Annotated in this window: 12 protein-coding genes and 1 pseudogene; 4 read left to right on the plus strand and 9 right to left on the minus strand. The window is 72.5% G+C overall.

The features are described from left to right. Window positions 1-25: 25 nt before the first annotated feature. A pseudogene (locus ABD241_RS16720) lies at window positions 26-1,399 on the plus strand (bifunctional o-acetylhomoserine/o-acetylserine sulfhydrylase); the annotation flags it as partial. A 61-nt stretch (window positions 1,400-1,460) separates the two neighbouring features. Continuing rightward, the gene (locus ABD241_RS16725) at window positions 1,461-2,498 is read left to right on the plus strand and encodes an LD-carboxypeptidase (protein ID WP_344065188.1); all 1,038 of its coding nucleotides are present in this window, start codon (window positions 1,461-1,463) and stop codon (window positions 2,496-2,498) included. Between the two features lie 40 nt (window positions 2,499-2,538). Here the strand turns inward: ABD241_RS16725 and ABD241_RS16730 are convergent, their stop codons facing one another. The 3 genes from ABD241_RS16730 to ABD241_RS16740 form a co-directional block, all read right to left on the minus strand. Further along, the gene (locus ABD241_RS16730) at window positions 2,539-4,986 is read right to left on the minus strand and encodes an exo-alpha-sialidase (RefSeq protein ID WP_344065191.1); all 2,448 of its coding nucleotides are present in this window, start codon (window positions 4,984-4,986) and stop codon (window positions 2,539-2,541) included. Window positions 4,987-5,170: 184 nt separating this feature from the next. Then, the gene (locus ABD241_RS16735) at window positions 5,171-7,063 is read right to left on the minus strand and encodes a Na+/H+ antiporter (protein WP_344065194.1); all 1,893 of its coding nucleotides are present in this window, start codon (window positions 7,061-7,063) and stop codon (window positions 5,171-5,173) included. A gap of 96 nt (window positions 7,064-7,159) precedes the next feature. Continuing rightward, window positions 7,160-8,179 (minus strand): LLM class F420-dependent oxidoreductase, encoded by a 1,020-nt coding sequence (locus tag ABD241_RS16740; protein ID WP_344065197.1) that lies wholly within the window; start codon window positions 8,177-8,179, stop codon window positions 7,160-7,162. Window positions 8,180-8,253: 74 nt separating this feature from the next. Here ABD241_RS16740 and ABD241_RS16745 point away from each other — a divergent pair, with 74 nt between their 5' ends. Together ABD241_RS16745 and ABD241_RS16750 are read left to right on the plus strand one after the other, a co-directional pair. Continuing rightward, window positions 8,254-8,718 carry a CoA-binding protein gene (locus tag ABD241_RS16745; RefSeq protein ID WP_344065200.1) on the plus strand — a complete coding sequence of 155 codons (465 nt, stop codon included), beginning with the start codon at window positions 8,254-8,256 and terminating at the stop codon, window positions 8,716-8,718. Window positions 8,719-8,725: 7 nt separating this feature from the next. Further along, complete coding sequence (locus ABD241_RS16750) at window positions 8,726-9,412, plus strand: alpha/beta fold hydrolase (RefSeq protein WP_344065203.1); 687 nt, start codon at window positions 8,726-8,728, stop codon at window positions 9,410-9,412. A 17-nt stretch (window positions 9,413-9,429) separates the two neighbouring features. Here the strand turns inward: ABD241_RS16750 and purE are convergent, their stop codons facing one another. The 6 genes from purE to ABD241_RS16780 all read right to left on the minus strand — a co-directional run bounded on the left by purE (window position 9,430) and on the right by ABD241_RS16780 (window position 14,655). Then, window positions 9,430-9,978: a 5-(carboxyamino)imidazole ribonucleotide mutase gene (purE, locus tag ABD241_RS16755; RefSeq protein WP_344065206.1), complete on the minus strand. Its 549-nt coding sequence runs from the start codon at window positions 9,976-9,978 to the stop codon at window positions 9,430-9,432. Further along, complete coding sequence (locus tag ABD241_RS16760) at window positions 9,975-11,171, minus strand: 5-(carboxyamino)imidazole ribonucleotide synthase (protein ID WP_344065209.1); 1,197 nt, start codon at window positions 11,169-11,171, stop codon at window positions 9,975-9,977. Before ABD241_RS16760 ends, purE begins: the two co-directional genes overlap by 4 nt. A 21-nt stretch (window positions 11,172-11,192) precedes the next feature. Further along, complete coding sequence (locus ABD241_RS16765) at window positions 11,193-11,843, minus strand: GtrA family protein (protein ID WP_344065212.1); 651 nt, start codon at window positions 11,841-11,843, stop codon at window positions 11,193-11,195. A 101-nt stretch (window positions 11,844-11,944) separates the two neighbouring features. Next, entirely contained in the window at window positions 11,945-12,964 is a 1,020-nt protein-coding gene (locus ABD241_RS16770; protein ID WP_425580805.1) for a sensor histidine kinase, read from the minus strand. Window positions 12,965-12,975: 11 nt separating this feature from the next. Beyond that, complete coding sequence (locus tag ABD241_RS16775; RefSeq protein ID WP_142185872.1) at window positions 12,976-13,653, minus strand: response regulator; 678 nt, start codon at window positions 13,651-13,653, stop codon at window positions 12,976-12,978. Between the two features lie 162 nt (window positions 13,654-13,815). Beyond that, complete coding sequence (locus tag ABD241_RS16780) at window positions 13,816-14,655, minus strand: enoyl-CoA hydratase/isomerase family protein (protein WP_344065218.1); 840 nt, start codon at window positions 14,653-14,655, stop codon at window positions 13,816-13,818. Between the last annotated feature and the right edge of the window lie 47 nt (window positions 14,656-14,702).

The raw sequence follows: 14,702 nt of genomic DNA on the forward strand, positions 1-14,702 counted from the left end.
TCTCCCGCACCGACCCGTCGGTGCGCCGGCTGCTGAACCCGCAGCCCCGGTCACCGACACGACCGAGGAAGAGCACCGAGCGATGACCGAGCCCAACTGGTCCTTCGAGACCAAGCAGATCCACGCCGGACAGTCCGCCGACGGCACCACCGGAGCGCGCGCACTGCCGATCTACCAGACGACGAGCTACGTCTTCAACGACACCGACCACGCCGCAAACCTGTTCGGGCTCAAGGAGTTCGGCAACATCTACACGCGGATCATGAACCCGACGACCGATGTCGTCGAGCAGCGCATCGCCGCGCTGGAGGGCGGGGTCGGGGCGCTGCTCGTGGCCTCCGGGCAGTCCGCCACGACGCTGGCGCTGCTCAACCTCGCCGAGGCCGGCGACCACATCGTGGCCTCCCCCAGCCTCTACGGCGGCACCGTCAACCTGCTGAAGTTCACCTTCCCCAAGCTCGGCATCGACGTCAGCTTCGTCGAGGACCCGACCTCGATCGAGTCCTGGCGGGCGGCCGTGCGGCCCAACACCAAGGCCTTCTTCGGCGAGACCATCGCCAACCCGAAGGCCGAGGTGCTCGACATCGAGGCCGTCGCCGCGCTCGCCCACGAGCACGGCGTGCCGCTCGTCGTCGACAACACCATCGCCACGCCCTACGTCATCCGGCCGATCGAGTGGGGCGCCGACGTCGTCGTGCACTCCGCGACGAAGTACCTCGGCGGCCACGGCACCTCGATCGCCGGGGTCATCGTCGACGCGGGGCGCTTCGACTACGCCCAGGACCCGGAGCGGTTCCCGAACTACAACACGCCCGAGGAGAGCTACCACGGCCTCGTCTTCGCGCGGGACCTCGGCGTCGGCAGCCCCCTCGGGGCCAACCTCGCCTACATCCTCAAGGCGCGCGTGCAGCTGCTGCGCGACCTCGGCCCGTCCGCCGCGCCGTTCAACGCCTTCCTCATCGCCCAGGGCCTCGAGACGCTGTCGCTCCGCCTCGAGCGCCACCTCGAGAACGCCGCGAAGGTCGCAGCCTTCCTGCAGGGCCACGACCAGGTGGAGCGGGTCGTGTGGGCCTCGCTGCCCGACAGCCCGTCCTACGCGACCGCCCAGAAGTACGCGCCCCGCGGCGCCGGTGCGGTGCTCTCCTTCGAGATCACCGGCGGCCTCGAGGGGGGCAAGAAGTTCGTCGAGGCGCTGACGCTGCACAGCCACGTCGCCAACATCGGCGACGTGCGCTCGCTCGTCATCCACCCCGCGTCGACGACGCACTCGCAGGGCCCCGAGGCCGACCGGCTCGCCGCCGGGGTGACGCCCGGGCTGGTGCGCCTCTCGGTCGGCATCGAGCACATCGACGACATCCTCGCCGACCTCGAGCAGGGCTTCTCCGCCGCGAAGGCCTGAGCGTCCCGGACCGGCGGAAACCGGGCTGAAGCGGATCGGCACGGCTGGCACGATGTCAGCCATGCCGATCCGCTACCCCGCCCCGCTCCGCCCCGGCGACCGGATCGGCGTCACGTCGCCGAGCTCCGGCGTCCCCGACCCCCTGTGGGGGCGGTTCACGTATGCCGTCTCGTGCCTCCGCGACCGCGGCTTCGAGGTCGTCGTCGGCGAGCTCAACCACGCGCCGTCCCACGTCAGCGGGCCGCGCGAGGCGCGCGCCGCCGAGCTCATGGCGATGCTCCTCGACCCCACGATCCGGGCCGTCGTGCCGCCGTGGGGCGGCGAGACCGGGATCGACCTGCTCGACCTGCTCGACCTCGACGCCGTGGCGGCCGCGGATCCGACGTGGTGCGTCGGCTTCTCCGACACCTCGACGTGGATCACGCCGCTGACCCTCACGACCGGCATCGCGACGATCCACGGGCAGAACCTCATGGACACCCCCTATGCCGTGCCGGACGGCATACTCCACTGGGCCGACGTCGCGGCTGGGGAGCCTGGCGGCGAGCTCGCCCAGCACTCACCGGGCCGCTTCCGCTCGGGCGGCTGGGACGACTACGCCGACAACCCGACGGTCTCGACGATGACGCTCGAGGACCGAGGCACGTGGGCGCGCATCGACCCGGGTCACGAGGGCGAGCCGGTCACGTTCGGCGGACGCCTGGTCGCCGGCTGCGTCGAGACCCTCGGCTTCCTCGCCGGGGGACCCTTCGCCGACATCGCTGCCTTCGCCCGCGACCACGCGCCGGAGGGTCTCGTGGTGGCCCTCGACATCGCCGAGTGGAGCTCCTACGACATCTGCCGCGCGCTGCACGCCATGCGGCTGCGGGGCTGGTTCGACGCCGCCAACGGCATCCTCGTCTCGCGCACCCGGGCGCCCGAGCCGGACGGCTTCACCCAGCACGCGGCGGTCGTCGACGCCCTCGGGATGCTGGGGCTGCCCATCGTCGCCGACGTGGAGTGCGGGCACGTGCAGCCGATGCTGGCGCTCGTGCAGGGCGCGGCCACGACCGTCGTGCACGACGGCGAACGGCACACGGTGACGCAACGTCTGGTCTGAGTCCCGCACCCCGCTCCGGCGTCCACGCCTGTCGCCCGCGTCAGGACGAGGTGTACACCTGGTCCATCATGACGTCGTCGCCCACCGGAGTCGTGCCGCCGGAGGACACCTCCACCCCGGTGAACGCGGTCGTGCCCGCGGTGACCGGCACCCGCCCGAGCAGCACACCGTTGACGTACACCGACGCCCCGGACGTGGACGCCTGGATGCGGACCGCGCTCCACACGCCGGGGCGCACGCGGCCGGCACCCGCCAGAGGCCGCCACGCGGTGCCGTCCCAGCGCTTGACGCTGCCGTCCGGCCAGACCGACACCACCAGGCCCTTCTGGAAGGCGGTCCCCTTGCGGGCGTTCAACGTCATCACCACGGCGCACCGGAGCGTGATGGGCTTGAGAAGCATCGAGAAGGTCCGCGTGGACGTCGTCGGCAGGCTCTTGGCCAGGATGGCCGTCGCCGCGGAGGACCGGTCCGTCAGACGCACGGCGCGGTCGCTCCACCAGCCCGAGCCGTTCGCCTGGACCGTGATGCTCTGGCTGCCGGCGCTGACGGAGACATAGCTCGAGGGCGCCGCGCCGACGGTGTCCTGCTCGAAGGTCGAGGGCAGCGTCCGCAGCTGGACCTCGGCGAGCTCGACCAGGGCCTGCGGGCTGCCCACGTTGAACCGGACGTAGCGCGCCACCACTCCCGCCGGGAAGGCCCGGTCGGTCACCGAGAGGTACCGGCCACTGCTGTACCACTGGGCGACCGGGCGCCAGCTGACGCCGTCGCTCGACACGGAGACGTTGGCGCTCGAGGCGGCAACCGGCAGCACCACCGAAGCGCCGCTCAGGGTGTTGGCCGCGCCGAGGTCGATGGTCCACGTCCCGGTGCCGGCCCGGCGCACGGCGCCTGCGTCCGGCTCGACGCTGCCGTCCACCGCCGCGGCCGGCCCCGATGCGGAGGTCAGGCTGTCGGTCATGTTCGTGGAGATCCGGGCCAGGCCTCCCGCGACCATCGCGCGCAGGTCCATCCGACGCGGGTCCGGAGGCAGGAGGTTGACCTCCTTGGACCAGATGCCCACGGGGCGCGGCGAGGTCCCGGTGAAGCACCAGTTGCTCCCCATGTCACCGAGCTGCAGCAGCCGGTTGTCGCCGAGGTTCACCACGCTCGTGTACCCGCTCGTCCGGGCCGTGTAGGTGGTGGTGAGCGGCGCCCAGCTGCGGCCGGTGCCGTCCTGGGACACCAGCACCCGCGCCGCCGGCCGGCCGAAGCTCAGTGCCAGCTGACCCCCGGGCGTCATCACGAGGGCGGGGTCGGCACTCGAGATGAGCGCGGGGTCGACCCCCGGCGCATCGAGGGGCGCCGGGGTGGACCACGTGAGACCGTCGTCGCTCGACCGGGTGATGAGCAGAGGAGCGCCGACCAGGGCTCCGGTGCACACGGCGGGGTAGATCGGCGCGTCCGTTCGCAGCACTGCCACGAGGCTTCCGTCGGCAGCCCGGACCATGGCGGCCTCGTCCCGCCCCTCGTCCCCCGCCGAGTCGTTGCCGCGCGCCATCGTGGACAGCCAGATCCAGGTCCGGCCGCCGTCGACGCTTCGAACCACGTGCACGTCGTAGGAGCTGCGGCCCGCCCCGATGGCATACGTCGTCGCGAGGAGCGCTCCGTCGCGAGCCTCGACGATGCTGCGGTGGAAGACGAGCAGGTCCACCTCGAAGGGAAGCGCCACCGTGGCCGTGAACGCGCTCCAGGTGGCTCCGCTGTCCCGTGAGACCCAGCTGGACACCTCGAAGTCGGTCGCACCGGTGGACGTCAGCACCTGGACGTGCGGGGTCGTCAGGGCATTCGACGGAACGGGTGGCGCGGCCTCCGCTCCGGAGCTCCCCGACGGCTGCGGCGTACCGGTGACGCCGGTGGTCCCGGCCGCCGTGCTGGTTGCGCTAGCGGTGGGCGTCGCCGTGTCGGTGGGCGTCGCCGTGTCGGTGGGGGTCGCCGTGTCGGTGGGCGTCGCCGGGGCGGTCGGTGTCGACGTGTCGGTCGCCGTCGCCGTCGTGGTCGGAGCCGTGGTCGGAGTCGTGGTCGGCGTCACCGTCCCCGTGTCGGTCGGCACCGGCACCGACTTCGGGCGCGTCCGGAAGTCGACGGCGAGGATGGAGCCGTCGCTGCGGCGGATCGCCGAGGTGAGGGGCACGTTGCCCACGGTCGTCCAGCTCCGGCCGCCGTCGGTCGAGCGCAGCGTGCGCGGAGGCGTGTCCACGGCACCCGAGTCGATGTCCTGGTTGTAGCTCGTCAGGATCGTTCGAGGTGACCGCCCTCCGTCGGACGAGGGCACCGACAGCGCCATCGGGAAGTTCATGTACGTCGACCCGGCCGCGGTCGCCCGGCCGGTGGAGTCCGGGATCACGGTCCCGGACACCACGAGGTTGTTCGTCGGCGCGGCCGCCATCGCGACCAGCCCGTCGGCCTCCTGGGGAACAGCCCCCACTGCCGAGCCGATCAGGGCAAGCACCACCAAGGACCTGGTGAGACGACGCACGACAACCCCCCATACTCGCGCAGATCACGCCCCCTGTGAGCAAACCGCGCAAGCGCACGCTATTACGCCAGGCCCTCCAATGTTGTGCTAACGGTAAAAAGATCACCAAGTGACGGTCAGCACAGGCAAAGCGCCCACCGTCGCAGGCACGTGCCGCTCAGCCCACGACCTCGTCGACGTAGCACCAGCGCCAGACCTCCCCGGGCTCGATCGAGCGCATCACCGGGTGCTGCGTCTCGTGGAAGTGCGCCGTCGCGTGCTTCCTCTCGGAGGAGTCGCAGCAACCGACGTGCCCGCAGGTCAGGCACAGGCGCAGGTGCACCCAGGTGGTGCCCTCGCGCAGGCACTCCTCGCACCCCTCAGGGGTCCGCGGCTCGAGGCACGCGTCGGTCACGCGCAGGTGCTCGCACGGCGCCTCGATGGTGTCGACGGGCAGCATCTCGCTCTCTTCCAGACGGCTCTCCTGGTCCTCGATCCGGTCCAGCATCGTCTCCTCGAGGTCGAGGGCGCCCAGCACGACGCGGAGGACGGCGTGGTCCGCGCGACCCTCGTCGCGCAGCCGCAGGACCTCCGTGCGCTCCGCCTGGAGCATCTGCATCCGGGCCCGACGGTACTTGGCGCTGGGGGTCTCGTCCGCGTCGCCGCTGCGCGGGCTCAGGCGCTCCCACATCTGGTTCAGCCGGTCCTCCGAGCGGGTCCGGAGCAGCTCGCGGGTGGCCTCGTCGACCTCCGGCATGCCGTCGAGGACGTCGAGCCCCGACCGGGTGGCCGACTGCATCACGGTGGCGGCCTGCAGGGCGTCCTCGCGTGGGTCGGGACCGCGGACGCCCAGGCGCCGGGCGAGGGCGGGCAGGGTCGTGCCCTGCAGGAGCAGCGTGCCGACCACGACCACCACGGCGATGAGCACCAGGACGTCACGGTGCGGGTTCCGCGGGTCCTCCGGCAGCAGCAGGGCGGCCGCGAGCGTCACGACGCCACGCATGCCCGCCCACGACAGGACGACGGTGTGGCTCCACGGCGCTTCCGGGTCGTTGTGGGTCACCTTGGTGCGCAGGAAGCGGAACGGCACGATCCACAGCGGGCGGAGCACCAGCACGGCCAGGAGCGTGCCGAACGAGGCCAGGGCGATCTGGCCCGACGAGAGGTCGGAGCTGCGCACCTGTTCGAGGACGTAGAAGACCTGCAGTCCGATCAGCAGGAAGACGGCGTTCTCGAGGAGGAACTGGATCGAGATCCAGTTGATCCGCTCGCTGAGGCGCGAGGCGCCCGACTGGGTGCGCGGCGAGCGGTGGCCGAGGACCAGGCCGGCCGTCACGACCGCGATGACGCCGGAGGCGTGCAGCTCCTCGGCGGGGATGTAGGCCGCGAAGGGCACCATGAACGACAGGATCGTGTCGAAGGCAGGCTCGGTCGAGAAGTGCCGGCGCAGCACCCCGACGAGCAGCGCCACGGCCACCCCGACTGCGACCCCACCGGCCGAGGCCCAGAGGAAGTCGAGGGCGACCCCGCCGACGCTGACGCCCCCGGACGAGACGCCGGCGGCCAGGCCCGCCGCTGCCAGCGCTGTCCGCAGCGAGACGAGCGCTGTCGCGTCGTTGACCAGGGACTCGCCCTCGAGGATGAGCACCAGGCGCCGCGGGAGGCCGATGCGCCGCCCGACGGCCGTGGCCGCCACCGCGTCCGGTGGTGCGACGACCGCGCCGATGGCGAAGGCGACGGCGAAGTCCAGCCCGAGCGCCCACTGGAGGAAGAGCGCCACGCCGAGCGCCGTGAAGATCACGAGCCCCACCGAGAGGCTGAGGATCACGCCCTTGTTGTTGCGGAAGTCGACGAGCGAGGTCTGGATCGCGGCGGCATACAGCAGCGGCGGCAGGATCCCGAGCAGGACGACCTCGGGGCTGAGCGCGACCTCCGGCACGAACGGCAGGAACGAGCCGAGGATCCCGACGAGGATCAGGACGAGCGGCGCCGGCAGGTCGAACCGGTCGGCCAGCCACGACCCGGCAAGGACGGTGGCCGCGATCGCGAGCAGTCCGATGGCGATCTCCACGGCGACATCCTGCCGTAAGCCGCGAGGTGCGGCATCGGCTGTCCGGCTCGAGAGCTCGGGTGTGCGCGAGCCGGACAGCCGTTGGGTGAGGGAAGCTCAGTCCTTGAGCTGGGGGGCGACCGTCTGCTCGAAGAGCTCGATGCCCGAGCGGTCGTAGGCGGCCTCGGCGAAGTACGTGATGGCGTACGTCATGCCGCGGCCCTCCATGTCCTTGAGGGTCGAGACGATCTTGTCGGGCGTGCCGACGGCCGGCTGCTTGCGCAGGTCGTCGACGGCGCCGGCGGCCTTGTCGTGGGCGACGCCGCCCTTGCGCAGCAGCTCGCCGTAGAACTGGAGGCGGTCCTCGACGTCGGCGTCGGTCTCGCCGATCACCACGTTGTAGTTGGCCGAGCGCACGATGTCGCCGAAGTCGCGGCCGAGGTCGTCGCAGTGGCCCCTGAGGATCTCGCTCTTGTGGTCGAACCCCTCGGGGCTGCCGTCGAAGTTGGTGTAGTCGGCGTACTGTGCCGCGATCTTGAGGGTCACCTTCTCGCCACCACCGGCGATCCACATCGGGATGCCGTTGGTCGCGCTGCCCGGGTGGCTCGTGCCCTGGAGGGGGCGCGGGGCGCAGATGGCGCCGTCGACCTGGTAGTACTTCCCGTCGAGCGTGGCCTCGCCCTTGGTCCACATGTCGCGGAAGACCTGAACGCCCTCCCGGAGGGCCCCGAGCCGGTCACCGGCCTTGGGGAAGCCGTAGCCGTAGGCGCGCCACTCGTGCTCGTACCAGCCGGCGCCGATGCCCATCTCGGTGCGCCCGCCGGAGATGACGTCGACCGTCGCGGCGACCTTGGCGAGGTAGGCGGGGTTGCGGTAGGCCATGCACGTGCACATCTGGCCGAGACGCACCCGGTTCGTCACCGCGCCGAAGCCGGCCATGAGCGACCAGGCCTCGTGCGTCGCCTCGCCCGAGGGCTGCGGGACCGTGTGGAAGTGGTCGTAGACCCAGATGGACTCGAAGACGTCGCCGTCGTCGGCGTGCTTGGCGAGGTTGACCATCGCGTCCCACTGCTGGGCCGGCTCGATGCCCACGAGGTCCATCCGCCAGCCCTGGGGCACAAACATTCCGAATCGCATCCGTCCATCCAACCACGACAAGCTGCAGGAGGGTTGGACAGAACGGATCGGGCCGACCGTGTGAGGATGGCGCCATGACCGCGCACCGCAACGACCCTGCCGTCATCCGGGACCTGCTCCACACCCCGGCCACGTGGGCCGTCGTGGGCCTCGGCGCGAACCCCGACCGGACGGCATACTCCGTCGCCCGGTGGCTGCAGCGGGAGCTGGGGCTGCGCATCGTCCCGGTGCACCCGAGCGCGGCGACGGTGCACGGCGAGCAGGGCTACGCGCGCCTCGCCGACATCCCGGACGGCACGGTCGTCAAGGTCGTCGACTGCTTCGTCAACAGCGCCCGGGTCGGCGAGGTCGTCGACGAGGCGATCGCCGAGCGTGAACGGCTCGGCATCGAGGCGCTCTGGCTGCAGCTCGGCGTCGTCGACGAGGACGCGGCCGCCCGCGCGGAGGCTGCCGGCCTCTCCGTCGTCATGGACACCTGCCCCAAGATCGAGTTCCCCAGGATCCAGCCCGGCGACGGCGCCAACGCCGTGACCGACTGAGTGCGCCGTGGCGGCCGTCGCGCTGCACACGCGGCGCTGGGGTGCCCCCGGCGCCCCCGGTCCCCTCCCGCCGGCCCTGCTCCTGCACGCGACGGGTGAGACCTCCGCGGACTGGGCACCGGTCGCGGAGGGTCTCGCGACCGACCGGCTGGTCGTCGCCGTCGACCTGCGCGGTCACGGCTCGAGCCCGTGGCCGGGCAGCTACGCCCTGACCGCGCTCACGGACGACGTCGAGGCGGTGGCCGCCGACGTCGCCACCAACCACGGACGGCCCGTCGACCTCGTCGGCCACTCGCTCGGCGGGCTCGTGGCCTGCCTCCTCGCGAGCCGCCGACCCGAGCTCGTCCGCCGCCTCGTCCTGGAGGACGTGCCGGTTCCGCACCCCCGCGAGCCGCGGCCACCGGCGCGGCCGGAGGGCGACCTCGCCTTCGACTGGGAGGCGGTGCTCCAGGTGCGGGCCCAGATCGACGAACCGGACCCCGGGTGGCCGCAGGTCGTCGCCGGTGTCCGAGCCCCGGCGCTCGTGGTCTGGGGCGGTCCGAGCAGCCCGATGCCCGTCGAGCACGTCAGGGAGATGGCCGAGACGGTCGTCGACGGCCGGCTCGTACGCATCGACGCGGGGCACCTCGTCCACGCGGCCCAGCCCGCCGCCTTCACGGCCGCCGTCCGAGGCTTCCTGTCACTGCCCGACTGAGGGCCGTGCCGACCGGCTCAGTCGAGGCCGCGGGCGACCTCCTCGCGCAGCTTCGCTCCCTTGGCGTGCGCCTGGTCGCGCAGGTCGTCCTGGAAGGCGGTCATCTGCTCGCGGACCTCTGCGGCGAGCTCGTCGCTGCCCGTCCCGACGATCCGCGCGGCGAGGAGCCCGGCGTTGCGTGCCCCACCGATCGAGACCGTGGCGACCGGGACGCCGGCAGGCATCTGCACGATCGACAGCAGCGAGTCCATGCCGTCGAGGTACTTGAGCGGCACGGGCACGCCGACCACGGGCAGCGGCGTGACCGAGGCGAGCATGCCGGGCAGGTGGGCGGCTCCGCCCGCGCCGGCGATGACGACGCGCAGCCCGCGCCCCGCCGCGCCCTGGCCGTAGGCGAGCATCTCGTCGGGCATCCGGTGCGCCGAGACGACATCGGCCTCGTAGGGGATGCCGAACTCCTCGAGGGCCCGCGCCGCCTCGCGCATGACGGGCCAGTCGCTGTCGCTGCCCATGACGATCCCGACGACGGGGTCCGCGGCCGGAGCGGCCTGCCTGCTCTCGGTCATTCGGTGATCACTCCTCGCAGGTAGTCGGCCGCGTGACCGGCGCGCTCGCGGGCGTCGCCCAGGTCCGCGGCGCTGACGTTGACGTGACCGATCTTGCGGCCGGGCCGCACGTCCTTGCCGTAGACGTGCACCTTGGCGCCCGGGTCGCGCGCCATGATGTGGCGGTATGCCGGGTAGAGGTGCTCGTAGTCCCCGCCCAGCACGTTGGCCATGACGGTCCACGGCGCCCGCGGCCGCGGGTCGCCGAGCGGCAGGTCGAGCACGGCGCGCAGGTGCTGCTCGAACTGGCCCGTCACGGCGCCGTCCATGGACCAGTGGCCGCTGTTGTGCGGTCGCATCGCGAGCTCGTTGACGACGTAGGACGAGTCGCCGCCACGGGCCGAGCGCACCTCGAACATCTCCACGGCGAGCACGCCCGTGACGCCCAGCTCACCGGCGATGCGCAGCGCCGCCTCGGTGGCCACGGACGCCAGGTCGGCGTCGAGCCTCGGTGCGGGCGCGAGGACCTCGGTGCAGACGCCGTCGGTCTGCACCGTCTCCACCACCGGCCACGCGGCGGCCTGGCCCGAGGGGCTGCGCGCCAGCAGAACAGCGAGCTCGCGCACGAAGTCGACCTTCTCCTCGAGCAGGAGCCCACCCTCGAGGGGGCCCGGCTCGCCGATGCGGCCGATCCAGTCGGCGAGGTCGTCTGCTGACGAGGCCATCGCCACGCCCTTGCCGTCGTAGCCGCCCCGAGGCGTCTTCGCGACGATGGGCCAGCCGACCGCGTCGCCGAAGGCGGTGACCTCCTCGGCGCTCGTGGCGCGGGCCCAGCGCGGGCAGGCGATGCCGAGGGCGCTGAGCCGGTCGCGCATGGCGAGCTTGTCCTGGGCGAAGTGCAGCGCGGCTCGCGTCGGATGCAGGGGCACGCCGTCGGCCTCGAGGGCCTCGAGGACATCCGGTGGCACGTGCTCGTGGTCGAAGGTCACGACGTCGCAGTGCTCGGCGAAGGCCCTGATGGCCTCGTAGTCGGTGTGCTCACCGACGGGCGAGCTCGGCACGACGAGGGCGGCTGCGGCGGTGTCGCTCTCGGCCAGCACCGAGAGCTGGACGCCGAGCTCGACGGCCGGGCCCTGCATCATTCGGGCGAGCTGGCCGCCGCCGACCACGCCGACGACGGGAAATCCTCCGGGGGCGCGCTTGGGCTGGCTCACGACCGCCAAGCGTAGTGGGCGTCAGCGAACGGGGTCGTGGCGGCCCGGTTCACCCAGGACCGCCGCGGTCGGCCGGTCCGTGCCGGCGACCTCGTCGTCCTCCGACAGCACGGCCTCGACGTGGGCGGGGTCGGCCAGCTCGGGGTGCTGGGTGCGCACGGCGGCGAAGGTCCACAGCTTGTTGAGCACGAACGACACCGGCGTGACCACGGCGATGACGATGAGCTGGGCCCAGTACAGCCGGGTGCGGAAGCCGGTCGAGTCGTCGAGCAGGCTCGGCGACAGGTGGATCGGCGAGTCGAGGTGCATGAGCAGGGTCAGCAGGACCAGCCCGACGACCTGGCCCAGCAGGCCCACGGCCAGGAACGGCCAGTACTCGCCCCACCAGCTCGCGTGCTTGCTGGTGCGGAACGTCCACGTCCGGTTGAGCTGGAAGTTCCAGAGGTTGGCCACGAGGAAGGCGATCGTCGAGTAGAGGTGGTACCAGCGGACGTTGAACTGGGTGCCGGGCAGACCCACGATCGCCTCGTCGAAGCTCGGGCCGAGCTTCTTGACGACCACGAGCGTGAGGAGGTTGACGAGCACGCCGGAGGCGCCCACCACCGCGAACCGGAGCAGCAGGACCCAGTTGTGCCGGTGGCGCACGAACAGGAACTCATGCAGGCGCCTCACCGGTGCACCCTATCCCGCGAGCCCGGGAGATCCGGGTCTCTTCGGCACGTCGGTGGGGTCGTCCGTCCGGTCGCCCTCGGGGGGAGCCCGGCAGGAGCGGCTCAGGCCGTCTCGGCCTCGGAGAGGAAGAGCGCGAACCGGGCCGGCTGGGCCTGCACCAGGTCGAGACGCCCGCCGTTGGACTCCGCGAGGTCACGGGCCAGCGCGAGACCGAGCCCGGTGCTGCCACCCGCTCCGCTGCTGACCGAGCGCTCGAAGATGTGCGGGGCCATCGCAGCCGGGACGCCGTCGCCCTGGTCGCTGACCTCGACGATGACGGAGGGGCCCGAGCGCCTCGCGTGCACGTCGACGGTGCCGCGGCCGTGGACCAGGGAGTTCTCGAGCAGGGTGGAGAGCACCTGGGACAGCGCGACCGGGGTCGAGCGGACGAAGAGCCCGCGCTCGCCGCGCACGCGCACCGACCGACGGGCCTGCTCGAAGGCCGGCTGCCACTCGCGCTGCAGGGCGGCGATGACCGAGTCGAGGGACACGGCGGGCGCCGGGCCCCCGGAACCACGGGTGCGTCCGAGCAGGTCGTCGACGACCCTGGTGAGGCGCTCGACCTGCGCGATGGCGATCGTGGCCTCCTCCTTGACCACCTCTGCGTCGTCGGTCTCGGAGATCTCCTCGAGGCGCATGAGCAGCGCCGTCAGCGGCGTGCGCAGCTGGTGCGAGGCGTCCGCGGCGAAGTCGCGCTCGGCGGCCAGCGACTTCGTCATGTCGTGGGCCCGACGCGTCATGACGCCGGAGACGAGGTCGATCTCCTCGATGTCGGAGTGCACCGGGGTCAGGCGCGCCTCGCCCGCCCCGAACCGGGTGGCCAGGTCGACGAGCTCCCGGGAGGACCGCTCGACCCCCGCGCGGCCGCGCGCCGTGAGGACGTATGCCGCGAGGCCGCTGAGCGCTCCGACGACCAGCATCGCAGCGCCGAAGCGGGCCACACCCGTGGAGGGCTGCGAGGCGAGCATCTCGCCCACGGCGCCGGGACGCTGCGTCAGCGCCCAGGCCACGACGGCGGTCGAGAGCAGGACGCACAGCCCGGCGCAGACGGCGGCCGCGACGAGGGCCATCCGGTCGAGCACGCCCCGCACGGTCAGTCCGCCTGAGGTCGCTCGAAGCGGAAGCCGACGCCGCGAACGGTGGCGATGTACTGCGGGGAGGTGGCGTCGTCCCCGAGCTTTCGCCGCAGGACGGAGATGTGCATGTCGAGCGTCTTGGTGGACCCGAACCAGGCGGTGTCCCAGATCTCGCGCATGAGCTGCTCCCGTGAGACGACCTTGCCCTGCTCGCGCACGAGCACCCGGAGCAGGTCGAACTCCTTGGCCGTCAGCTGCAGCTCCTGTCCCTTGAACCAGGCCCGCCGGCCGTCGGAGTCGATGCGCACCAGCTCGCCGGAGGCGACCGGCTCGGTCGGCGTGCGCCGCAGCAGCGCCCGCACGCGCGCCAGCAGCTCGGCGAGCCGGAACGGCTTGGTGACGTAGTCGTCGGCGCCGGCGTCGAGGCCCACGACCGTGTCGACCTCGTCGGCGCGGGCGGTGAGGATGAGAACCGGGATGGTGCGCCCCTCGGCGCGGATCCGGCGGCACACCTCGAGCCCGTCGATCTTGGGCAGCCCGAGGTCGAGCAGCACGAGGTCGGGGTTCTCCTTGGCGCCGTCGAGCGCAGCGAGACCGTCCTCGCGCACGTCGACGTCGTAGCCCTCCCGCCGGAGCGCGCGCGCCAGCGGCTCGGAGATGGCTGTGTCGTCCTCCGCCAGGAGCACTCGGGTCATGTCACCGTCCTCATGGGTGTGCCGGCCCGGGGCGCGCCGACCGTCGTGAGCCTATCGACAACCGCCCGTTTTGCACCTTGGCGGCACCGCGACGATGCCGACTGGCTTCGAAACCCCGGGCTGACGCGGGTGCGGACCGCGATGCGGAGGTGGGCACGGAGCTCAGCGGCCCGGCCACACCGGCCGGCGCTTCTCGGCGAAGGCGGCCACTCCCTCGCGCCGGTCACCGGAGAAGGCGGTGGCACGCCAGCAGGCGTCCTCGATCTCGAGCCCGGCCGCGAGGTCGACGTCGGCCCCCAGGCGCATGGCGCGCTTGGCGCTGCGCAGGCCGACCGGTGAGTTGCCGGCGATGGTGGCGGCCAGCTCGAGCGCACGGTCCCGGGCCGCCCCGGCGGGCACGACCTCGTCGACGGCACCCAGCTCGAGCGCCTCGCGGGCCGGCATCCGGGCCGCGGTGAAGATGGCCTTGGCGGCGCGGGACCAGCCCACCCGGCGCACGAGCAGCTGGGTGCCACCCCCGCCGGGGATGACGCCGACGCCCACCTCGGGCAGGCCCACCGTCGCACCCTCGCCCGCGACGACGACGTCGCACGAGAGCGCGAGCTCGAAGCCGCCCCCGAGGGCGAAGCCGTCCACCGCGGCGATCGACGGCACCGGGAGCCCCAGCACCCCGCCGTAGGCCGCCCGCGCGACGGGACGCTGCTCCATGAGCTCGGCGTCGGTGAAGGAGTTGCGCTCCTTGAGGTCGGCGCCGACGCAGAAGGCCCGCTCGTGGGTCGAGCTGAGCACGACGCAGCGCACCGAGTCGTCCGCCGCCACCTGCGCCGTGGCTGCGGCGATCGCGCGGGCCATGGCCGTCGAGACGGCGTTCATCGCCTGCGGACGGTCGAGGACGATCTCCGCGACGTGCGCGAGCTCGGGGCGCTCGAAGCGCTCCACCCGGACGAGGGCGTCGTGGGGAGGCTGCCGGCCGGTGGTGGGCTCGATCGGCGTCGACGGCATACGGCGTTCTCCTCGTGGGTCAGGGGGTCGGGGGGTCAGGGGGGTCA

Source organism: Terrabacter lapilli, from assembly GCF_039531305.1.
GTDB classification, from domain to species: Bacteria; Actinomycetota; Actinomycetes; order Actinomycetales; family Dermatophilaceae; genus Terrabacter; species Terrabacter lapilli.